Here is a 21,757-nt window from a genome sequence, read left to right as displayed (position 1 = left end):
AGGATTATTGTTTTATAATTTTCATGGTATTAGAGCCCAATTGGTTCTTTACTTGCATTAAATACATCCCAGAAGTTAAATCTCCAAGGTTCATTTTTACTTTTCCGTTATAATCGGCTTCATATTTCATGCTTTTTATCAGTCTTCCCGTGGCGTCAAAAAGGCTAATGTTGTTGTTGCCGTTTTCCAACCCTGTATATATGGTAATCCTGTCTTGAAAAGCGTTCGGGTATACCGAAATACTCCCCGGTGTAACAATAAGCTCTTGATAAGTTCCCTGACAGTTTTTATGGGTGCTGACCTTTAAGGTATTTATGCCCTTTTTTAAGGAAAGCTCAACGTTTTCCCTGTTTGTTTTAGAAATTACCCCGTTTAATTCTATAACGTATAAATCGCTACCCGATAATTCTAAAGAAACGCTATCCTCATTCTTGTTTTTACTCGAAAAAACCGTTAATGGTTGTGGTTCGTGTATGTTAATGTTGAAGCATTGCTGGTATTCGTTGTTTTCATCAACATAAAAGCAAAGCTCATAAGCTCCGGTAGGCAAGTCGGTAAACTTGGTATTTTGTGTAAACGGATTTGAAGATACTAGACCATTTCCAGTTAGTATGGCCGTATAATTATGGGCTTCTGCGGTTTCAATGGTAACGGTTCCGCTTATGTCGCCCATACATGGCTGATCGGTTACGGAAATGGTATAATTGTTTTCGGCGATACTAAAAAGTTCGCATCCATGTACATCTACTTTGGTTCCTTGTGGTGTATTGGGGCAATTATCGTTGCTATCCAAAACACCATCGTTATCTGTATCTGGTTGAAAATTACCATTAACGCATAAGTTTAAGGTGAAGGAATTGATGTTTCCACCGTCCCCGTCGTTCGAATCGTCCACTTGAAGCCTCCAAGTTCCTTGGGCTAACTTACCCATTAAACCTGTCAGTGGTTGGTTGGGTTTTATATCGCCTGAAATAGTTGGGGAAGAACTCGAGCATATAAATGTGTTTCCTTCATCCGTGAAGGTGGCTTGTATATTGTCCCTATCACCACATTGTTCGGCAAGTAAGGTAATAGTAGTCCCGGAAGGCGATATTAAATAAATAGTAAGATCTTCCATCCATGTGTGAGAAATATCTACCGTTACCGTTGCATTGTTTATAATTCCTTGTTCATTGATGTTCAATGTAGCTGAAGCCGAGTTACTGCCGATACTTGAAATAGCTACATTGGCATTGCTGGTAAAACTCTCGCAGGTAATATTTACGGTAGTAAATGAAAAAGCATTGCTGAAAGTTCCTTCACCACAATCGTTTATAGGTTTTATGTGCCAATAATAAGTTGTAAGTTCTTCAAGGTTGGTTGGCTGAAATTGATTGATAGAAATGGTATCGGATAATAATATTGCAGTAAAGTCCGGGGTTTCGGAAACTTCAATTTCATATGCGCTTGCATTGTTGTACGGGGCCCAGCTTAAAATTGTGTTTAAGGGGATTTCTATGGCATTGTTTGCTGGGGAGTTTAATGTTATGAGATTAAATGTAGGCGAATATATGGATAGCTCTATGGGATATTCTTTAATCTCGCCGCCCGAGGCGGTCGCAACAATTGTAAAATTATTTGTCCCGAGCGATAAATTTGCAGAACCACTTAAGCTAGCCGTTATAACTGTACCGGAAGTAGACGCCTGTGTTTGGTCGAAAGTAACAGTTAAACCACTTGGAACGTCTTCTGCTGTAAAGGTAACTGTTTGGTTAAAGCCATTATAAGCATTGTACGTAAAAGGGATGTCCCTATTGTCGGATTGGCAAACATTATGTTCTAAAGTATTGAAGATGAGCGCAAAATTGGAAGGTTGAATTTCTAGAACAGCTTCGTTTAGTGCAAAATAGATATTGTCCACGGCCTTTACCATAATCCTGGCGTTGGCAGTGGTAATATCGCCTGGAATTACAACTTGTTTTACGCCATCGTTTTTAGTGTTTTGGGCCAATGAAACTAAGTTCTCAAAATTGTTGTCGATAATTAAATAGATGTCTACAAAACCTGTTCCAATGGGTAGTTCATCGGTATCTGCAACATTCCAGTTAATGGTGTAAACTGATCCTCCCTGTAGGCTTTGGGGCGTGTTTTGCGAAGTTACTGCAAACGCGTTTCCGGTATCTATTGTATGAACGGTAAGATCGGCTCTTGCCGTTTGTCCTCCTTCTGCATTATTGTCCCTTACCAATAAAGAAAAATTAAGGTTTCGGGAAACTGTAGGAACCACTTCCCACCTAGGGGCAAGGTCGTTGTTTAGAATAGCGGCTTTCTCTGGAAAATACCTTTTAGAGGACAAAGATGGTGGTTTAGACCTAAACATAGGGCCGCCTTCTGCATCGGGTTGGGGTGGCTGTACAGAAACTTCATTATTTTGTTGTTCCCAACAATAGGTAAGCATATCGCCATCTATATCGGTAACCGAAGCATCAAGGGCAAATGGTGTGCCGGCAGGAATATTATAATTATTTAATGATGCAATTACGGGTGCTTGATTATCCAGCGTAGAAGTAGAAGCACAAGTGCTGTTTCCAGCGGTAATATTATCCCAGATTTGAGAAATGCTTATGGCATGAAAATAGGCATCGCTGTTTCCTTGCACATTGTTAGGGCATATTCCGGCATATCCCATAATGGTAGATCCACTTCCGGGCTCTACCGATGTTGCGGCACTTCTATTGGAATTACACGAATTGTTAAAAGTGTGTGTGGCCCCAAATTGGTGCCCCATTTCATGAGACACGTAATCAATATCAAAGGGGTCGCCAACAGGATTTACATAGCCTGTTACGCCACGGGCTTTGGTAGAAGTACATACCGATGCCACCTGAGCTATGCCATCGCCGCCATTGGTTGTTTTGGTAAAAACATGGCCAATATCATAATTGGCCGGGCCTATTGCCGTATCTATTAAATCCTGTATTTCATTATTTATTATTGTTTCAGAATTATTATTTGTCAACCCATCTGTGTCGGGATCGAGAAAAACAATTTCATCGTCGTTGGCAATAAGCTGTAGTGTAATGGCAAGGTCGTTTTCATAGACACTGTTTACACGGGTTATTGTTGTATTCATTGCCGAAAGTACAGCTGTTTTTTGCTGTGCTGTTGTGCCATTGGTAAGGCCGGCCTCGGCAATTTGAAATTGGGCATATTCACCGGTACAGGCCAAAGCTAACCTGTAGGTTCTTAACTGGCTGTCGTCTACAGGTTTTAATGAGGTGTTTGTTTTGTTGCTTTTGCTGCCCATAGCCTCTTTATTGATAACCTTACATTGAAAATTTTGGCTTTTAAAATCGCTTTTTTGCGCTAAATAATAGGTGTCTTTTTGATTTTTTGCGGGATTTATATAGGTTCTTTTATTTCCGTCAAGTATCATTCCATGAAAGCCTAATGCATCGACAGAGAAATAAATTCTTTTAAGTGGGTTTTCCACAGAAACCCCAACATATGATTTTATGTCTGGGTATTTTTTTGCCAGCTCCTCACTTAATACATTGCTTTCAACTACCCTAAATTGTCCATATTTGTTTGCCGCTATCGGAAAGTCAATAAGTATATCGGAAACCTTTCTTTGTCGGGACTCGCTTCTTTTTGGGCTGTTTTTTAATTTGGTTTTTAAATTTTTAACATTGAGTTTATAACCAATATTAGTCGCTCCTTTTTTTAAAAGAAGGCTTTTTTGTTTTGTTTCAGCGGAAGTCCAAACAGACTTATCTTGCGATAAAACCGTAGAGCAACATAATAAAGCACTAAAAACAATAAGAAAACGAGTAATTTTTATCATTTTTATAAAAAGTCTGGGAATAAAAATAGTCAAAATTGCCGACTGATATTTAAAAAATTAATAAATCCCGATTATTATTTAATTAAATATTCACTTTTAAATTCGTTATTTTGTGATGTGTATCCGTCAAGGGATTAAATATGCAGTTGATGATGGATGCATGGTTGCATTACATGTTCATTTTTATTTTTTTTTGATTGCTGTATAAGGCAATCCATAGATAAGAATAAAAAAAGGACGAAAATTATATAAGTTCAACAGAAATATAACCTATTGAAGTTGATGTAAGTTTAACATTAAATGCTTATAAGTGATTATAAAGCGTAACCTTTTTGATAAAGAAGAAAACTATTACACAGTTGTAACTGTAGGAACTTTTGATGGTGTTCATGTGGGGCATAGAAAAATTATAGAAAAACTCGTTGCCAATGCCAAGGCAAACGATTTAAAATCTACCATCCTTACTTTTTTCCCACACCCGAGAATGGTGCTTCAGCAATCATCAGACCTGAAACTACTGAATACCTTGGAAGAAAAAATTTCAATATTGAAAGAAACCGGGTTGGACCAATTGATCATCCATCCCTTTACCAAAGAATTTTCCAGGTTAACGGCCGAGCAATACGTAAAGGAAGTACTTGTGGATAGCATTAACGCCAAAAAGGTTATTATTGGCTACGATCATAGATTTGGAAGAAATAGAACGGCAACGATTAAGGATTTGATAAAATTTGGGGAAAAGTACGATTTTGAAGTCGAACAGATTTCAGTAGAAGAAGTAGACGAAGTTTCCGTAAGCTCTACAAAAATTAGAAAAGCCCTAAACGAAGGGGATATAGAAACGGCAAATACCTTTTTAGGGTATCCCTATATGCTGTCGGGAACCATTACAAAAGGTAAGGGGCTCGGTAAACAAATTGACTTCCCCACAGCCAACATTTCTATTAAGGAAAAATACAAATTGGTGCCCAAAAAAGGAGTGTATGTGGTAAAAAGCAATTACAATGATGTGGTTGTTTACGGAATGATGAACATTGGCTATAACCCTACCGTAAACGGGCAGAAAAAGACCATTGAAGTACACTTTTTAAACTTTGATGAAGATTTGTACGATAAGGAAATTAGAGTGGAGTTGCTTGAAAGGTTGCGCGACGAAAAACGGTTCGACTCTATTGAGGATTTAAAAAAGCAGCTTATAAAAGATAAAGAGACGACCATGGCCTATATTTCTAAAAACGATGCTCAATAAGTTTCTTTTTACCAGGGTAGACAATTCCCCGCTTGTTGTTTTTAGGGTAATCTTCGGGTTGCTCATCTTTTTGGAGGCAACCGGGGCAATTTTTACAGGCTGGGTAAAAAAAACATTGGTCGATCCAAAATTTACATTCAACTTTATCGGGTTGGATTTTTTACAGCCTTTACCCGGCAATGGAATGTATTTTTATTATGCCGTTATGGGTATTTTTGGATTGCTGGTAATGCTTGGTTATAAATACCGTTTTAGCATGGGGGCTTATACGGTTATGTGGGCTGGCGTTTATTTTATGCAGAAGAGTTCGTACAACAATCATTATTATTTATTGCTTTTGCTTTGTTTTATAATGTTTTTATTGCCCGCAAGCCGATATTTCTCCTTAGATGCCAAGTACAATCCGTCCTATAAAAAAATATCCATGCCAAGATGGTGTACATTGATCGTTATTCTTCAGGTCTGGATTGTATATATCTATGCAGCGGTTGCAAAACTCTATCCCGATTGGTTAGACTTATCGGTAGTTAAAATGTTAATGGTGCCCCGGGAACATTATTTTTTAATAGGTGGGCTGCTTCAACAAAAATGGGCACATATTGTTATTACCTACAGCGGTATTTTGTTCGATCTGCTTATTGTGCCATTGTTGCTTTGCAGAACAACCCGAAAATGGGCTTTTATTGCTTCTATTTTCTTTCATTTATTCAATTCGTTTGTTTTTCACATCGGTATATTTCCGTATATGTCCATGGCATTTGCTCTTTTCTTTTTTGAAGCTGAAACTATTAGAAGTCTATTTCTTAAGAAGAAAAAACTGTATACTGACCACGAAGTTATAATACCTAATTATAAGAAACCGCTTTTAATTTTTGGAAGTATTTACTTCATGGTTCAAATTGCACTCCCGCTCCGCCATTGGTTTATAAAAGACAACGTGCTCTGGACAGAAGAGGGGCACCGCTTGAGTTGGCGCATGATGCTCCGGGGAAAATCGGGAATGATCTCCTTTCAGGTGTTAAATCATACAACGGGCAATAGGTACAAAGTTAACCTAGATGATTATTTGTCCTCTAAACAACGTCAACGAATTGCAACAAAACCAGACATGATTTGGCAATTTGCCCAATACCTGAAGAAAGAATATGCTAAAAAGGGAGACAGTATTTCTGTGTATGTTTCCACCAGTAAAGTTAGTGTAAACCGTGGTCCATGGCAGGATTTTGTAAAACCGGATATCGATATTGCCAACAAGCCGTGGCACTATTTTAAGCACGAAGACTGGATATATCCATATAAGCAGGATTCAATTAAAGATTAAGTGCATGGATATTAGTAAAAAAGACTTAAAATAGATTTCTTTATCACTTGTAAACCTGTAAATTTGTGGCTTGGTTTTTGGTTAAACAAAAGCTAAACCATAGGCTTTTTTTAATTTAATTTTTAAGTATTATCATGCTTCAAGTACAATTTATTAGAGACAATAAAGAAGAGGTTATTAAGCGTTTAAAAGTAAGGAACATAGATGCTTCCTCTTTGATAGGACAGGTAATTGTTTTGGATGAAGAGCGTAGATCGCTCCAAACAAAACTGGACAACACTCTTGCCGAGTCCAATAAATTGTCGAAGGAGATAGGGGCACATTTTAAAAGTGGGGCCATCGATAAGGCCAATGCCTTAAAAGCACAGACGGGAGAATTAAAAGAAGCTTCAAAAACATATAATGAACAGCTTAATGAAAAAACGGAAGCGTTAACGGCGTTGCTGTATCAAATCCCCAATGTTCCACATCCGTCTGTTCCTGACGGGAAGTCAGACGAAGATAATGAGGAAATATATAAAGAAGGGGACGTGCCAACATTGCACGGAGATGCATTGCCGCATTGGGAACTGGCAAAAAAATACGACATTATCGATTTTGATTTAGGCGCAAAAATAACTGGTGCCGGTTTTCCCGTATACAAAGGAAAAGGGGCCCGGTTGCAGCGTGCCTTAATCGCATATTTTTTAGATAAAAACACCCAAGCGGGATATAAGGAATATCAAGTACCACATATGGTGAACGAAGCATCTGGTTATGGAACCGGTCAGTTGCCCGACAAAGAAGGGCAAATGTACCATGTTGGGGCAGACGATTTGTACTTGATTCCAACTGCAGAAGTTCCAGTGACCAATTTCTTTCGGGACGAAATTTTAAACGAAGCCGATTTTCCAATATGTTGTACGGCCTATACGCCATGTTTTAGAAGAGAAGCCGGAAGTTATGGGGCCCACGTTAGGGGTTTAAATAGGTTGCATCAATTTGATAAGGTCGAGATTGTTCGTGTTGAGCATCCGGACAATTCCTACAAAGCTTTTGACGGGATGTTGGAACATGTAAAAGAAATCTTGCGAGAGCTAAAGTTGCCATTTAGAATATTGCGGTTATGCGGTGGCGACCTTACTTTTACGGCAGCATTGACATTCGATTTTGAAGTATATTCAACGGCGCAAGAAAGGTGGCTGGAAATTAGCTCGGTATCAAACTTCGAAAATTACCAGGCCAATAGGCTAAAACTGCGTTATAAAGACGAAAACGGAAGAAGTGTTTTGGCACATACACTAAACGGAAGCTCCTTGGCCTTGCCAAGAGTATTGGCAGGAATATTGGAAAATTGTCAAACCCCGGAGGGAATTAAAATTCCAGAAGTTTTGGTACCGTATACAGGTTTTGACATGATTTCTTAATGTAGTAGTAATATTACAATTTTATTAATATTAAATCAAAAATAGGGGAGTATAATAATTTTTGTGTAAAAAATCGTATATTTAGTGTGGTGATATAGAATCGGAATTAAGGAATAATCCTATATTTTAGATTGGTTAATAGCATTATCATCAAATCGGGGCCCAGGCAATGCTGTTTTGGGTCCTGTATTTTTAAATCTCCCTTGACTCCTAAACTTCTTTTTCGTTTTAATGCATTATCTTTGAATAATAAGCCGTTCCTTATCTAAAACAACACGGCAAACCATAAAAAGTATACCGGTGAAGCGCTCAATTCTATTCATATTTGTTTTATTTCAATGTATGGCCCTTTTTGCTCAAGATGAGGCAATAGCACGTCAGTATTTTGAAAAAGGGGAATTTGAAAAGGCGATTGTTTATTATAAAAAATTATGTACAAAAAACCCAAACAACAGAAGTTATCTAATGGGGTTGGTGTCTTCATACCAACAATCGGAAAAATATGTCGAAGCCGAAAAAGTATTGCTGCAAAAATTGGACAATGGGAATGTATATCCGGTATTGTATGTAGAAACGGGCTATAATTACCAATTAATGGGGAAAATGCAAAAAGCCGAAACATATTACAACAAGGCCATTGCCACGTTGGACGAAAACCCAAATTATGCTTATGCCGTTGGAAATGCATTTAAAGGCAAAACATTACTGGATAATGCTATTGCCACCTATAAAAAAGCAATGATGCTCAATCCTGAATTTAATTTTAATTACGACCTGGCTTATATCTATGGCGAAAAAGGAGATATTGAAAATATGTATGAAATGTATCTCGACCTTATGGTTGAGCGGGCAAATTTGGTGGGAAACATAAAAAGAAATCTATCTAGGTTTATAGATAGCAATGTAGGAAACGAAAACAGCGCGCTGTTTAAAAAGTTGCTCTTAAAACGTGCCCAGACCGACCCAAATGTCCTGTGGAACGAACTGCTTAGCTGGTTGTTTGTTCAGCAGGGACAATACAAAAGTGCCTATGCCCAAGAAAAAGCCATTTACAAAAGGTCTCCGGAAACTTCGTTGAACAGTATTGTTGACCTTGCCAAAATTGCATTGGAAAATAACGATGCCGAAACCGCTAAAAGCATATACGAATTTATAATAGCCGAAAGCCGCGACACACAATTGTTGATTCATTCCAAACTGGAATTGATAAATATCGACCTTGCAAATGCACGTAAAAAAGATAATGCTAAAATCGAAACGGCATTTAAGCAACTTTTGGCCGAATATGGCGAGAATACACAAACATTACCAGTCCAAATAGCGTATGCGCGTTTTCTGGCATTTAAGCTCTCAGAAACCGATATGGCCGAAGCACGTTTAAAAAAAGCGCTGGAACTTCCTATAAATAAATATGCAGAAGCACAGATAAGAATGACCTTGGCCGATATTTTGGTATACGATGAAAAATTTAATCAGGCTTTAATATATTATTCGCAAGTGCAAAAAGACCTTAAAAATGATGTATTGGGGCAAGAAGCACGCTTTAAAGTTGCCCAGACAAGTTTTTATAAGGGCGATTTTGAATGGGCCGAGACGCAGTTAAAAGTATTAAAATCGTCCACGTCCCAACTTATAGCAAACGATGCGCTGCAATTAAAACTTTTAATATCCGACAATAAGCTGGGAGACACCACACAAGTTGCCTTGAAACTTTACGCCGAAGCCGATTTGTTGGCCTATCAAAATAACGATGATGGGGCCATGGCTATATTAAGCACCATTTTAAGCGACCACAAGGGAGAACCTATTGAAGATGAAGCTTTGTTTAAGCAGGCTTCGCTCTTTGAAAAACATGGCGATTATGAAAAGGCCGTTCTTGATTATCAAAAAATAATAACCTTTTACCCTACCGATATATTAATGGACGATGCCCTTTATAAATTGGCAATGCTCTATAAAAACGAATTGTCTAAACCAGATGAGGCAAAGCAATTGCTTGAACGGATTATTTATGAACATCAGGATAGTATCTACCTTATAGACGCAAGAAAAGAATACCGTTCCATAAGAGGGGACCAAGTGGAATGATGATTTACAAATAGGTAAAAGAAATAAGTTTCCCCAAAAATTAAAACTGGTTAAAACATATTTTAACCTTAAACAACAAAAACTACAAATGTACATATACAACGTAACCGTTAATATAGAAGAACAAGTGCACAATGAATGGCTGGACTGGATGCAAAAAGAGCTCATTCCCGACATGCTTGCTACCGGAAAGTTTACCAGCGCCAAAATAATAAAGGTATTGGTTGAAGAAGAAATGGGAGGGATAACCTATTCTGTACAATATTTTACCAAAGACAGGGAAACCCTGCAACGATATTATATAGAGGACGCCCAAGATTTGCGTAATAAAGCACTGCAAAAATTTGCTGATAAATTTGTTGCTTATAGAACGGAGCTGGAAATTGTAAGCGAGCATTAAAATAAATGTATAGGAGGCGAAGCGGCTACGGATATTTGTAAATTTTATAATGACTTTTTTAGGGAGTGGCCGTGAAATATTAATTGAATGAAAAAGAAGAAGAAATTTGGGCACAAAGCTGCACATAGGCCCAGTAAGCAACAAGAAGGCACTGTCCGTGCAAAAAAACATCTGGGTCAACATTTTTTAAAAGACGAAAATATAGCTCAAAAAATTGGAGATACATTAACACTGGCCAACTACAAACAAGTTTTGGAGATAGGCCCCGGGATGGGGGTGTTGACAAAATACCTGTTGAAAAAAAACATAGACGTATATGCAATGGATCTGGATACCGAGTCTATTGCTTATTTACAACAGAATTTTATGTTGGAGCATGCCGGTGCTGCAAATACTAAAAATGTTTTTAAAGTAATAGAGGGTGACTTTTTAAAATACGATGTGTCCAAAATTTTTGGAAAAGAGGCATTTGCCATTACCGGGAATTTCCCTTATAATATATCATCGCAAATTGTTTTTAAAGCACTGGAACTTCGCGATCAGGTCCCAGAATTTACCGGGATGTTTCAAAAAGAAGTGGCCGAACGTATATGCGAAAAAAAAGGTAACAAAACCTATGGCATACTTTCGGTATTGGTGCAGGCGTTTTACCGGGCAGAATATTTGTTTACCGTTTCCGCGGAAGTATTTAACCCACCGCCAAAAGTACAGTCGGGGGTTTTACGTTTATCAAGAAAGGAAGATTATACCCTGCCGTGCAACGAGAAACTGTTTTTTAGGGTAGTGAAAGCTGCATTTGGGCAAAGAAGAAAAACATTGCGAAACAGTTTAAAAGCATTTAATCTGACCGATAATTTAAAAGAAGATATTATATTTGACCGACGACCGGAACAGATGAGTGTAGAAGACTTTATAGCACTTTCAGTTAGAATTGAAAAAGATATAACGTAAGTTGCGCAAGGGATATAGCGGATAGCCAGGCTTGTGCGCCCAAAAAGAAAAGTAAGTATGGTTCCATTTAAACTTAGCGACGAGCTTATCGAGCAAATAGAGCAACTCATTGAAACCAATGCGGATGCTACCCTATTGCATATGATGGAGGAATTTCATTATGCCGATGTTGCTGAGATTATCCACGAACTGAACCTGGACGAAGCTACGTATATTATTAAGCTGCTCGATAGTGAAAAAACTTCGGATGTACTTACAGAGCTGGATGAAGATATAAGAGAGCAGGTTTTGGGCAATCTTTCGGCCAAGGAAATCGCAGAGGAGATTAGTGAACTGGATACTGATGATGCTGCCGATATTATTGCCGAGCTTCCGGAAGAGCGCGTTAATGAAATTATTGCCCAGATAGACGATAAGGAGCATGCCCGGGATATCGTGGAGCTTTTGCGTTACGACGAAAATTCTGCTGGTGGGCTAATGGCAAAGGAACTGGTAAAGGTTAATGAAAACTGGAATGTTCTTACCTGTGTCAAGGAAATGCGCCGCCAGGCCGAGAATGTTACCCGGGTGCATTCTATTTACGTGGTGGATAATGATGAAAAACTTAAGGGAAGGCTCTCCTTAAAAGATTTATTGACCACTTCTACCAAAGCCGAAATTAGCAGTGTGTACATACCAAAAGTAGACTATGTTACAGTAAATGACAAGGCCGAGGATGTGGCCCGCTTGATGTCGAAATACGATTTGGAGGCCATTCCGGTAATAGACGAACTTGGCAGATTGGTTGGGCGTATTACCATTGACGATATCGTGGACGTTATTAGGGAAGAAGCAGAAAAAGATTACCAGTTGGCAGCGGGTATTACACAAGATGTGGAAGCCGATGACGGTATTTGGGAACTTACACGCGCTAGGCTCCCGTGGTTGCTCATCGGAATGTTGGGCGGTCTGGGTGCGGCCAGTATTATAGGGAGCTTTCAGGGAGCTATGAATAAATTCCCGATTTTGTTGAGCTTTGTGCCGCTTATTCAGGCAACAGCCGGAAACATGGGCGTGCAATCGTCTGCAATTGTAGTGCAGGCCTTGGCCAACGATAGTATTCGGGGCGAACTTTTAAAACGTTTGGCGAAAGAGTTCATGTTGGGGCTTATTAACGGTATTGCCATTGCCTTTGTAGTTTTAATTATAAGTCATTTTTTGTTTAAAACCCCTTATTTGGTTTCGGCTACCATTGGCGTTGCCTTAATTACCGTTATAATTATAGCCGCTATTATTGGTACCTTTGTGCCCATATTCCTTGATAAAAAGGGAATAGACCCGGCGGTTGCTACCGGGCCTTTTATAACCACCAGCAATGATGTATTTGGTATATTGATTTACTTTACCATTGCTAAGATTATTTTAGGGTTTTAAAAAATTTAACATTCTATCCCTAAAATAAATATTAAATCCTACGTTTTTTTAATGATACAATCCCCTTAACGTATTTTTTGTGCATATAACACTTAAAAATATCTAGATAAATGTTAAATATTAATAAAAATATTCTCACATTTAGCGGCATATATTATTTTTACGTAAAATTAAATCCTAAAAGGAGCGTTTAGGCTTCTTTAGGTTTTGAGATGAAAGAAGAAAAAAGAATAAACATATCTACTAAGAAGCATGTCAGGCAACTATATACTGTAAACAGTAACCTTAAAGAGGTATACAACGAATGTCAGTATTATATGTCGCATACCGAGTTAAAGGAATTTTACGAAAAGAGTTTTTTTTCTAAAAATAATTTTTCAAACAACCTATATTCTTATTTAAAGGTCAGGAACAAAGGTGTTCTTTTTATAACCGATTTAAAGACTTCCTATTTTATAAGTTGCCTTACTTTTCAATTGATTTTTCAAAAGAACAAAATCAGGTTTTTGTTTAAAAAAGCTTTAAAACTGGAAGAGCGCAATTTTGAGCTCCTAAAAAAATTGCTTAAAACCAGTGTCCTGCCCGAGAGCCTTGTACCGATTCTTAAAAATCATCACGACAGTCAGGCAACACGAATTGCTGCCATTAAAAAAGTTTTAAAGGACCAACAATAAAAAGTGGTTATGTTATGTAAACTACTGCGTCCAAAAGGCTTGGTTTTTTAATTTTCATAATACCTTTGCATAGCATTATATTAATAATCGAACTCAGGTTAATAGCACAAATGAATATTTTACACATCGATACAAACCATGAGCTTCTTATAGATCAATTAAACGAAGCGGGTTTTACAAATGAAACGGATTATACTTCGTCTAAAGAGGAAATTGAAAAAAAGATACATCAATATGACGGGATGATAATCCGGAGCCGTTTCCCCATAGATGAAAAGTTTTTAAGAAAAGCCACTAATTTGAAATTTATAGGCCGTGTCGGGGCCGGGCTTGAAAATATTGATGCAGAAGTAGCCAAAGAACTCGGCATAAAACTGTTTAACGCTCCCGAAGGTAATAGAAATGCCGTGGGAGAGCAGGCATTGGGCATGCTCTTGTCTTTGTTCAATAACTTAAACCGTGCCGACAGGGAAGTACGCAACGGAATATGGAAAAGAGAAGAAAACAGAGGCTTGGAGCTAGAAGGTAAAACCGTGGGTATAATTGGTTATGGAAACATGGGGAAAGCTTTTGCAAAGAAGCTTAAAGGTTTTGATGTTGAAGTTGTTTGTTACGACATAGTTGGAGGTGTAGGTGATGATAATGCAAGGCAAGTTGGTATTTTGGAATTTAAAAAGAACGCTGATATTGTAAGTTTGCATACCCCACAAACGCCGGAAACTTTAGAAATGGTCAATATGGAATTTATAAATAGTTTTCAGAAACCTTTTTGGCTTATCAATACGGCCCGGGGTAAAAGCGTAGTAACCAAAGATATGGTAGCTGCATTGAAATCTGGAAAAATACTGGGTGCCGGACTGGATGTATTGGAATATGAAAAATCTTCTTTTGAGAATTTATTTACAGGAGAAATGCCTGATGCGTTTAAATATTTAATTCATGCCAGTAATGTATTGTTAACGCCACACATTGCGGGTTGGACCGTTGAGAGCAAAGAAAAATTGGCACAAACCATTGTTGATAAAATTAAGGAGAATTTTTCTTAACTTTATAAAGCATGTGTTAGGGTTAATGCATGTCCATAAATTTTAAGGAAATGCAAATACAGGCAGCCACAGTCCAAGATTATATAAATGCCGTTCCGGTAGATAAGAGGGCTGCATTTAAAGAATTGCGCCGTGTTATACTAGATAATTTGCCCGAAGGGCTAGAAGAAACAATAAGTTATGGAATGATAGGCTATGTTGTTCCGCATAGTATATACCCAAATGGGTATCATTGCAATCCAGATTTGCCGTTGCCTTTTATTAACATTGCATGCCAGAAAAATTTTATAGCGTTATACCACTCGGGGATTTATGCCAATAAAGATCTTTACAACTGGTTTGTAAATGAGTATCCGTTATACACCAACGATAAGCTGGATATGGGAAAAAGTTGTGTCAGGTTCAAAAAAATAGACAGGATACCATTAAAACTGGTTGTGGCACTATTAACTAAAATGACGGTAGCAGAGTGGATATCATTATATGAGGAAAATATAAAGCAAAAATGAAAATAGAAAAACCTTATATTTAGCTATTAATTTTATTATCAATCTTGCTTTTTTAGTAAATTAGCCAAACTAACCAATTTAAAAATACAATGAGCGAAAACGAAAAAGATTTTGAAGGAAAAGCGAAACAATTTGCCAAAGAAACTTCAGATGAAGCCAAGAAAACAGCCAATGAATTTTCTGATGGCGTAAAAGATGCACTAAACCAAGACAATAAAAAAATATTGGCTGGTATTTTGGCTATTGTAGTGGGCGCCTTAGGAATCCATAAATTTATATTAGGCTACAACAAAGAAGGTATAATAATGCTTGCGGTAAGTATAGTACTAGGGGCTTTTACCTGCGGGGCCGGAGCCGGTTTGATGGGTATTGTTGGCCTGATTGAAGGGATTATCTATTTAACAAAGTCAGACGAAGAGTTTTACAACACATACCAAGTGGGTAAAAAACCTTGGTTTTAACATAAAAAAGTGCCTGAATATCCATTTGGGCACTTTTTCTGTATTCCCCTATTTACTATTATTGCATAAAGAAGAAAAATAAAATCATGGGGTTTACAAAAAAGTTGGCACATACATTAGAGCAGAATGAACTTTCCGTTATTTTCAAGGCTTTGGGTCATCCTGCCAGGATTTCCATTTTACAGTATATTAGCAACCATCCCAATTGTATATGCAACGATCTGGTTAGGGACATAGATTTGGCCCAAGCAACCATATCCCAGCATTTGGTCGAACTAAAGAAAGTTGACCTTATTCAGGGAAAGCATACAGGAAAAAAAACCTGTTATCACATCAATATCGATAAGCTATATGAAGTTAAACAGTCGGTAGTTACTTTTTTTGATGAGACGCAGTGATATATTTTCCATGGTTTGTTGTATTGCCCAAAACAGGCAACCTATTCTAGCTCTTTTTCCCCTTCTTCGTTGTTTTGGTCGTCCATGAATTTTCGTTCCAGTTCTGCCTGAAATTCTTCCATAACAGGTTTTACGGTGCTTTCCGGAAGGTCGGCTATTTTTATATACATCAGTCCGTCCACAGAATTATTAAAAAGCGGGTCTACATTAAAGGCCACGACTTTGGCGTTCTGTTTGATGTATTTTTTAATAAGCACGGGCAACCTGAGGTTGCCGGGCTCTACTTCGTCTATCATCCGGTCAAACTTGTTCAGGTCGGCTTCTGTTTCATCAAAAACAAACTCTTTATCGGCATCTTTGAGTTTTACCTTGAACTCTTTTTTCGGACTTATATATTGCGCTACATAGGGATCCCAATAATGAGATTTCATAAACTCTATCATCAGTGACTTAGAAAAGTTTGAAAATTGGTTGCTTATGCTCACGCCACCAATAAGGTATTTATGATTGGGATATCTAAGTGTAGTATGCACGATTCCTTTCCATAAAAGAAAAAGCGGCATGGGTTTTTGTTGGTAATCGCTTACAATAAATGCACGCCCCATTTCTATGGATTCGCTCATCATCTTGTACAGTTCGGGCTCAAACTTAAAGAGGTCCTGCATATAAAAACCGTCAATGCCCCTTGTTTTAAATATTTCCGACCCCATTCCCATTCTGTATGCGCCTACAATAGCTTTGGCGTCGTCGTCCCATAAAAATAAGTGGTGGTAATATTCATCAAATTCATCAATATCAATAGCTTGATTGGTGCCTTCGCCAACTTCCCGAAAGGTAATTTCTCTCAACCTGCCAATTTCACGAAGGATATAAGGCATTTTTTTAGCTTTTGCGAGGAAGACTTCGTAGTTTTTACTTTGCAACAGGCGCAGGTCCAGCTCCCGAAGCTCGGTTACTTCACGGTCCATTAGTTTTTTGCTTACCGGGGTAATGATTTCTTTTGGCGATCGTGGGAACTTAAAGCTTGTGGGAACTTTGTCGAACAACCTTCCTTCTTCAAAAGCATTGGAGAGCATGTAGGTTTTTCTTCTTAAAAACTCTGTAAATTCAGCTAGGTTATCATGCTCCTGTTGTGCTTCTACACTAATGGGCCGACCAATCCTTACACGGATTACACGATTACGTTGCGTTAAAAGCTCCGAAGGTAATTTTGCCGTGCGTAGGGTATCGTTCATCTTGGAAAGCCGGTAGAACAATTTACTGTTCTTGGCATGAAAATATATGGGGACAACAGGTACCTCTGCCCTTTTTATAAGTTTCATGGCTGCCTCTTCCCAAGGACGGTCTACAATTAATTTTCCATCACGGTATGTCGAAACTTCACCTGCGGGAAAAATGCCCAGCGGATGTCCATCACGTAAATGTTTTAGCGATTGTTTAAACCCTGTAATGCTGCTTTTGGCATCCTTGTGTTCTTCGAAGGGATTTACGGGCATGATAAAAGGAACCAATGGTTTAATGCGGTGCAGTAAAAAATTGGCTATAATTTTATAGTCGGGACGCTGTTCAAGAAGCAGTTTTAAAAGTAAAATTCCGTCAATGCCACCTAGCGGGTGGTTTGAAATGGTAATATAGGCTCCGTCTTTTGGGAGCCTTTTAAAATCTTCTTGGGGAATCTCGAAATTAATTTCAAATTCTTCTAATATAGAATTTAAAAAATCAAGGTCGGATTTATCCTTGTGCTTGTCGTAAATTTTATTAAGTGCAGATATGTTGAGTATTTTCATGAGGGCCCAACCACTTAGTGTGCCTAAAAACCCATATTTATCTGCCTTAATTACTTGTGCAACTTCTTTTGCAGTAACTAATCCCATTTAAAACTGTATTGGTCTCATCAATACAAATATAGAAAAACTAAACTTAGCCTTGGCTTTATTTTACTACCAACTGAACGGTTTCTTGAGTGCGCTGCTCTAATAGAACCTCTCTTCCGTTTTGTAATGAAGCAATTGCCTTTTCATTAAAATGACGTATGGTATAAAGCGATACATCTTCATAATGGGTTACTTTAAATTTAGACTTTAAGACCTTTAAAAGATCGTCAAGTTTGTTGAATTTATTATCAACGCAGACCGAAAAACTTATGGCCGAATTTTGAATGAGGTCTACCTTCATACGGTTGTCGTGAAACAGTTTAAATATCTCGCTGATGTTTTCTTCAACAATAAAAGAAAAGTCCAAAGAAGAAAGTCTCATTAAAATTTGGTCTTTTTTTACAATAAAGCACGGAATATTGGGGGAAATCCCTTTGCACTTCATTACCGCGGTACCCTCTTCGGTTGGGTTGACAAAAGATTTTACGTACAATGGTATTTCTTTTCTTTGTAACGGTTGAAGGGTTTTGGGGTGAATTACCGAAGCCCCGTAAAAGGCAAGTTCTATGGCTTCCCGGTACGATATAGTGTTAAGAAGCTCGGCATTTTTAAAGTAGCGCGGGTCTGCATTTAGTACACCGGGTACATCTTTCCATATGGTTACCGAATCTGCATTGAGGCAATAAGCAAAGATAGCAGCGGTATAATCCGAGCCTTCTCTTCCTAAAGTAGTGGTGAAGTTGTTCTCGTCGCTGCCTAAAAAGCCCTGTGTAATGTTAAGGCTTTTTTCGTCTATTTTTTCTGAAATATTTTTTTGCGTCTGTTCCCAATTAACGGTTCCTTCCCTGTAATTGTCATTGGTTTTAATGTAATCTCTAACATCCAGCCATTTATTTTTGATGCCCACTTCTTCAAAATAGGCACTAAGGATGGTAGTCGAGATCAATTCTCCATAACCTACTACTTGATCGTAGACAAAACTATATTTGGGAGATTTGTTCCAGGCCAAAAAGCCTTGAACCTGCTCTATAAGCCCTTTTACCTTTGCATAAATAGGATGCTTGGTATTGGGGAACAAATCGTTAAGAATATTATTGTGGTAGCTTATTATTTCTTCAAAAGCTGTATGGATTTCGGCTTTGTTTTCAAAGTAATTTTTTACAACTACTTCCATGGCATTGGTGGTCTTTCCCATAGCCGAAACCACCAACAAAGTATTTTCATGGCCAACGGCCTGTAATACGTTCACTACATTTTTTATGCTTTCGGCATCTTTAACCGATGCGCCTCCAAACTTAAAAATTCTCATTAATTATGTTTTGCTATAAAATTCTTAATTCCTTGCTCGTCCAATTGTACCGTGTCCCAGTCTCTTAGAATAACCGCACCGTTTTTTTTGTAAAATTCCACTGCCGGCGTGTTCCAGTCCAAAACAACCCATTCTATGCGTTTTACACCTTCTTTGTGGCCTTGTTTTATAACTTCAGCAAAGAGGGCGCTTCCTATTCCAGATCCTCTGGACGTGTGCCTAACTACAAGGTCTTCCAAATGGATGGTTTTTCCTTTCCAGGTAGAGTACCTTTGGTAAAAAAGGGCAATGCCGTCAATCTTTCCGTCCATTTCGGCCACAAAACATTTAAACAGCGGCCGGGGCCCAAAACCGTCAGCAATTAAATCTTCAACGGTAATCTCCACGGCATTGGATTCTTTTTCAAAATCTGCGAGTTCTTGGATAAGTTCCAGTACCTGCTTCATGTCTTTTTTTAGTGCTATTCTAATTGTATGCTTCATGTGTGTTACAAATATAACTTATAGTTATAAATATTTAAAAATGAAATTTAACGAAAACGTTGTAGTTTCACAAAAATGCCGATATTTGTGACTCAAAAAACACAAAAAAATACCATGACCAAGAAAAACAAGACCCTGGGAGAGTTTATAATAGAAAACCAGAAAGCTTTCCCATATTCTACAGGAGAATTATCCAAGCTTATTAATGCCATCCGCTTAGCGGCAAAAGTGGTCAACCATGAGGTGAACAAGGCGGGTCTCATAGATATTTTAGGTGAAAGTGGCGATATTAATGCCCAAGGCGAGAATCAACAAAAGCTGGATGTGCTGGCTAATGCAAAGTTTATTCAATCGTTGACCAATAGGGAAATTGTATGCGGGATTGCATCTGAAGAAGAAAATGATTTTGTGGTAATTAACAGTCAGGACAATAATCACCAAAATAAATATGTGGTGTTGTTCGATCCACTGGACGGTTCCAGCAATATAGACGTAAATGTTTCTGTGGGTTCGATTTTTTCTATTTATCGGCGTGTTACCCCAATCGGGACCCCGGTTACCATGGATGATTTTTTACAGTCCGGCCGAAAACAAGTAGCTGCCGGGTATATAATATACGGTACTTCTACAATGCTCGTGTACACAACGGGGCATGGCGTTAACGGATTTACCTTAAACCCCGCAATCGGGACTTTTTATTTGTCGCATCCCGATATGCAGTATCCGGAAGACGGAACTATTTATTCGGTAAACGAAGGGAATTATGTGCATTTTCCGGAAGGTGTTAAAAAGTACATTAAATATTGCCAGATGGAAGAAGGGGACAGGCCGTATACGTCCCGTTACATAGGGTCTTTGGTGTCCGATTTTCATAGGAACATGATAAAGGGCGGAATCTTTCTATACCCAAAAAGCAGCAAGGCGGCCAACGGGAAATTGCGTTTGCTGTACGAATGCAATCCCATGGCCTTTTTGGCCGAACAGGCGGGCGGCAAAGCCAGCGACGGTTTTCAGGCGATCCTCGATATAAAGCCAAGCGAGCTGCACCAAAGGGTTCCCTTTTTCTGCGGAAGTAAAAATATGGTAGAAAAAGCAGAAGAATTCATGGAAACCTTCGGATAAAAAAAAGACTGCCTTGTTCGGGCAGTCTTCTGTTTTGTCACTATTTTATTAGTGGTTCATGCGTTTTATTTCTTCCATGAAAGTGTCAAGGTCTGCGCCGGTATGGATAAGGTCCATTGCCTTTTTATTGATGAGGTCTACATTATCGGGACTAAACCCTAGTCCAATGCTTAAGCGCCTCATAATGCGCAGTTCGTCTTCGTCTTCAATATGGTCGACAAAGATCATCCGTGCTATGTCGAACAATCTTTCAAGTCGTGCTTCGTATAAAGAAGGGGGGTTTACCGGAAAGGCCGAAGGGTTTTCCAGTATCTGGTCGTAAAGCTCTTGAGAAATATCTAAATTTCTTGCTAGACGGTCTAAAAATGCTTTTTCTTCTTCTGTCATTTCACCATCAGAAAGGGCAACCCTAACAATGGCCGCAAAATGATCACGGTTTCTGTTTCTAAAACCAGAAGAATATAAATCTGAAATTGACATCAATATGATTTTTTAATGTGGGCACAAAGATAAATAAACCCTTAAATTATTTTGTGGAAATTTTCTATTTTTTCACTAATTGAAGTCTTTTCTGTCAATATACGTCCATGAATGTTTACTTATCCTGTAAAATAAAAATAAGACGAAAGATTAATATTACAATTCCTTTAAGAGTTTAAGTTAAAATAGGCACAAACATGTATGGATTTTTGTGGTTGGAGCATCGTATCAGTAACTTAAGGAAAAACAATTATAAACTTTAAATTATAGTAAAATGAGTTATACAGACGATGTTGGCAAAAAAATGAATGAGTTGCTCGAGAAAAATATTGATGCCAAAAAAGGATTTTTAAATGCGAGCGAAAACGTAGAAAGCACCAATTTAAAGACCTATTTTAAAAGCAAGGCTACAGAGAGAGATGTGTATGTTGACGAGCTAAAGCGGGAAATTATTTCTTTTGGGCAGAAACCCGAAAAATCGGGGAGTTTCACCGGGGATGCACACCGTGCATGGATGGATATAAAGTCTACGTTGTCCATGAATGATGAAGAGGCTATTTTGGAAGAAGTTCAACGTGGCGAGAAGGCCAGCTTGGAAGATTACGACAAAATTTTAAAGGAAACTTCTTTTCCGCGCTCAACCGAGGCCATGTTGTTAAGGCAGCGCAATGCCATTAAAAATTCTGTAAACAATGCCAAGCGCTATGAGAGCATAGTTTCTTGATAAATTAAAAAAAATAGTTGTGTAAAA

19 protein-coding genes are annotated in these 21,757 nt (G+C 38.2%); 14 read left to right on the top strand and 5 right to left on the bottom strand.

The features are described 5' to 3' along the window. Positions 1 to 4 precede the first annotated feature (4 nt). Positions 5 to 3,823 carry a reprolysin-like metallopeptidase gene (locus PSF86_RS08710; protein ID WP_277899690.1) on the bottom strand — a complete coding sequence of 1,273 codons (3,819 nt, stop codon included), beginning with the start codon at positions 3,821 to 3,823 and terminating at the stop codon, positions 5 to 7. 310 nt (positions 3,824 to 4,133) lie between these two features. On the opposite strand from PSF86_RS08710, the gene PSF86_RS08705 reads away from it, so the two are divergent. The 12 genes from PSF86_RS08705 to PSF86_RS08650 all read left to right on the top strand — a co-directional run bounded on the left by PSF86_RS08705 (position 4,134) and on the right by PSF86_RS08650 (position 15,739). After that, a complete protein-coding gene (locus PSF86_RS08705; RefSeq protein ID WP_277899689.1) occupies positions 4,134 to 5,072 on the top strand; it encodes a bifunctional riboflavin kinase/FAD synthetase in 939 nt (312 codons plus the stop codon). Next, the gene (locus PSF86_RS08700; protein ID WP_277899688.1) at positions 5,062 to 6,393 is read left to right on the top strand and encodes an HTTM domain-containing protein; all 1,332 of its coding nucleotides are present in this window, start codon (positions 5,062 to 5,064) and stop codon (positions 6,391 to 6,393) included. The genes PSF86_RS08705 and PSF86_RS08700 overlap by 11 nt, the downstream gene beginning before the upstream one ends. Before the next feature lie 134 nt (positions 6,394 to 6,527). Then, on the top strand, positions 6,528 to 7,799 hold the full coding sequence (gene serS, locus PSF86_RS08695; RefSeq protein ID WP_277899687.1) for a serine--tRNA ligase: 1,272 nt from the start codon (positions 6,528 to 6,530) through the stop codon (positions 7,797 to 7,799). 342 nt (positions 7,800 to 8,141) lie between these two features. Next, positions 8,142 to 9,887 (top strand): tetratricopeptide repeat protein, encoded by a 1,746-nt coding sequence (locus tag PSF86_RS08690; RefSeq protein WP_277899686.1) that lies wholly within the window; start codon positions 8,142 to 8,144, stop codon positions 9,885 to 9,887. Positions 9,888 to 9,975: 88 nt separating this feature from the next. Beyond that, positions 9,976 to 10,287: a DUF4286 family protein gene (locus PSF86_RS08685; protein ID WP_277899685.1), complete on the top strand. Its 312-nt coding sequence runs from the start codon at positions 9,976 to 9,978 to the stop codon at positions 10,285 to 10,287. An 87-nt stretch (positions 10,288 to 10,374) separates the two neighbouring features. Continuing rightward, a complete protein-coding gene (gene rsmA / locus PSF86_RS08680) occupies positions 10,375 to 11,238 on the top strand; it encodes a 16S rRNA (adenine(1518)-N(6)/adenine(1519)-N(6))-dimethyltransferase RsmA (RefSeq protein ID WP_277899684.1) in 864 nt (287 codons plus the stop codon). A 57-nt stretch (positions 11,239 to 11,295) separates the two neighbouring features. Next, on the top strand, positions 11,296 to 12,651 hold the full coding sequence (gene mgtE / locus PSF86_RS08675; protein WP_277899683.1) for a magnesium transporter: 1,356 nt from the start codon (positions 11,296 to 11,298) through the stop codon (positions 12,649 to 12,651). 212 nt (positions 12,652 to 12,863) lie between these two features. Continuing rightward, entirely contained in the window at positions 12,864 to 13,325 is a 462-nt protein-coding gene (locus PSF86_RS08670) for a hypothetical protein (RefSeq protein ID WP_277899682.1), read from the top strand. Between the two features lie 110 nt (positions 13,326 to 13,435). Next, positions 13,436 to 14,371, top strand: a complete 936-nt coding sequence (locus PSF86_RS08665; RefSeq protein WP_277899681.1) for a 2-hydroxyacid dehydrogenase — start codon at positions 13,436 to 13,438, stop codon at positions 14,369 to 14,371. A 50-nt stretch (positions 14,372 to 14,421) separates the two neighbouring features. Next, positions 14,422 to 14,880 (top strand): DUF1801 domain-containing protein, encoded by a 459-nt coding sequence (locus tag PSF86_RS08660; protein ID WP_277899680.1) that lies wholly within the window; start codon positions 14,422 to 14,424, stop codon positions 14,878 to 14,880. Positions 14,881 to 14,969: 89 nt separating this feature from the next. Further along, the gene (locus PSF86_RS08655; protein WP_277899679.1) at positions 14,970 to 15,341 is read left to right on the top strand and encodes a TM2 domain-containing protein; all 372 of its coding nucleotides are present in this window, start codon (positions 14,970 to 14,972) and stop codon (positions 15,339 to 15,341) included. An 86-nt stretch (positions 15,342 to 15,427) separates the two neighbouring features. Then, positions 15,428 to 15,739 carry an ArsR/SmtB family transcription factor gene (locus tag PSF86_RS08650; RefSeq protein ID WP_277899678.1) on the top strand — a complete coding sequence of 104 codons (312 nt, stop codon included), beginning with the start codon at positions 15,428 to 15,430 and terminating at the stop codon, positions 15,737 to 15,739. Between the two features lie 41 nt (positions 15,740 to 15,780). Here the strand turns inward: PSF86_RS08650 and PSF86_RS08645 are convergent, their stop codons facing one another. Genes PSF86_RS08645 through PSF86_RS08635 form a run of 3 tightly spaced genes read right to left on the bottom strand, consistent with a single transcriptional unit; the run spans position 15,781 to position 19,404 of the window. Then, on the bottom strand, positions 15,781 to 17,613 hold the full coding sequence (locus tag PSF86_RS08645) for a lysophospholipid acyltransferase family protein (RefSeq protein WP_277899677.1): 1,833 nt from the start codon (positions 17,611 to 17,613) through the stop codon (positions 15,781 to 15,783). A 58-nt stretch (positions 17,614 to 17,671) separates the two neighbouring features. Then, complete coding sequence (locus tag PSF86_RS08640) at positions 17,672 to 18,922, bottom strand: aspartate kinase (RefSeq protein ID WP_277899676.1); 1,251 nt, start codon at positions 18,920 to 18,922, stop codon at positions 17,672 to 17,674. Further along, the gene (locus PSF86_RS08635; protein WP_277899675.1) at positions 18,922 to 19,404 is read right to left on the bottom strand and encodes a GNAT family N-acetyltransferase; all 483 of its coding nucleotides are present in this window, start codon (positions 19,402 to 19,404) and stop codon (positions 18,922 to 18,924) included. The genes PSF86_RS08640 and PSF86_RS08635 overlap by 1 nt, the downstream gene beginning before the upstream one ends. Before the next feature lie 114 nt (positions 19,405 to 19,518). Between PSF86_RS08635 and fbp the strand changes: the two genes are divergently transcribed. Further along, the gene (fbp, locus tag PSF86_RS08630; RefSeq protein ID WP_277899674.1) at positions 19,519 to 20,526 is read left to right on the top strand and encodes a class 1 fructose-bisphosphatase; all 1,008 of its coding nucleotides are present in this window, start codon (positions 19,519 to 19,521) and stop codon (positions 20,524 to 20,526) included. Positions 20,527 to 20,574: 48 nt separating this feature from the next. On the opposite strand, the gene PSF86_RS08625 is transcribed toward fbp, so the two are convergent. After that, entirely contained in the window at positions 20,575 to 21,006 is a 432-nt protein-coding gene (locus tag PSF86_RS08625) for a tellurite resistance TerB family protein (protein ID WP_277899673.1), read from the bottom strand. A 274-nt stretch (positions 21,007 to 21,280) separates the two neighbouring features. Between PSF86_RS08625 and PSF86_RS08620 the strand changes: the two genes are divergently transcribed. Continuing rightward, complete coding sequence (locus PSF86_RS08620; protein WP_277899672.1) at positions 21,281 to 21,730, top strand: ferritin-like domain-containing protein; 450 nt, start codon at positions 21,281 to 21,283, stop codon at positions 21,728 to 21,730. The last annotated feature ends 27 nt before the right edge of the window (positions 21,731 to 21,757 follow it).

It is taken from the genome of Galbibacter pacificus, assembly GCF_029603165.1.
GTDB classification, from domain to species: domain Bacteria; phylum Bacteroidota; class Bacteroidia; order Flavobacteriales; family Flavobacteriaceae; genus Galbibacter; species Galbibacter pacificus.
This window is presented reverse-complemented; position numbering and strand designations above follow the sequence as displayed.

Bases quoted from the DNA above. Each gene is read 5' to 3' on its own strand.
- PSF86_RS08670 (WP_277899682.1), top strand. From the start codon at position 12,864: ATGAAAGAAGAAAAAAGAATAAACATATCTACTAAGAAGCATGTCAGG.
- PSF86_RS08690 (WP_277899686.1), top strand. From the start codon at position 8,142: ATGGCCCTTTTTGCTCAAGATGAGGCAATAGCACGTCAGTATTTTGAA.
- PSF86_RS08655 (WP_277899679.1), top strand. From the start codon at position 14,970: ATGAGCGAAAACGAAAAAGATTTTGAAGGAAAAGCGAAACAATTTGCC.
- fbp (WP_277899674.1), top strand. From the start codon at position 19,519: ATGACCAAGAAAAACAAGACCCTGGGAGAGTTTATAATAGAAAACCAG.
- PSF86_RS08640 (WP_277899676.1), bottom strand. From the start codon at position 18,922: ATGAGAATTTTTAAGTTTGGAGGCGCATCGGTTAAAGATGCCGAAAGC.
- PSF86_RS08665 (WP_277899681.1), top strand. From the start codon at position 13,436: ATGAATATTTTACACATCGATACAAACCATGAGCTTCTTATAGATCAA.
- PSF86_RS08710 (WP_277899690.1), bottom strand. From the start codon at position 3,823: ATGATAAAAATTACTCGTTTTCTTATTGTTTTTAGTGCTTTATTATGT.
- PSF86_RS08645 (WP_277899677.1), bottom strand. From the start codon at position 17,613: ATGGGATTAGTTACTGCAAAAGAAGTTGCACAAGTAATTAAGGCAGAT.
- PSF86_RS08700 (WP_277899688.1), top strand. From the start codon at position 5,062: ATGCTCAATAAGTTTCTTTTTACCAGGGTAGACAATTCCCCGCTTGTT.
- PSF86_RS08620 (WP_277899672.1), top strand. From the start codon at position 21,281: ATGAGTTATACAGACGATGTTGGCAAAAAAATGAATGAGTTGCTCGAG.
- PSF86_RS08625 (WP_277899673.1), bottom strand. From the start codon at position 21,006: ATGTCAATTTCAGATTTATATTCTTCTGGTTTTAGAAACAGAAACCGT.
- serS (WP_277899687.1), top strand. From the start codon at position 6,528: ATGCTTCAAGTACAATTTATTAGAGACAATAAAGAAGAGGTTATTAAG.
- PSF86_RS08685 (WP_277899685.1), top strand. From the start codon at position 9,976: ATGTACATATACAACGTAACCGTTAATATAGAAGAACAAGTGCACAAT.
- PSF86_RS08660 (WP_277899680.1), top strand. From the start codon at position 14,422: ATGCAAATACAGGCAGCCACAGTCCAAGATTATATAAATGCCGTTCCG.
- PSF86_RS08650 (WP_277899678.1), top strand. From the start codon at position 15,428: ATGGGGTTTACAAAAAAGTTGGCACATACATTAGAGCAGAATGAACTT.
- rsmA (WP_277899684.1), top strand. From the start codon at position 10,375: ATGAAAAAGAAGAAGAAATTTGGGCACAAAGCTGCACATAGGCCCAGT.
- PSF86_RS08635 (WP_277899675.1), bottom strand. From the start codon at position 19,404: ATGAAGCATACAATTAGAATAGCACTAAAAAAAGACATGAAGCAGGTA.
- mgtE (WP_277899683.1), top strand. From the start codon at position 11,296: ATGGTTCCATTTAAACTTAGCGACGAGCTTATCGAGCAAATAGAGCAA.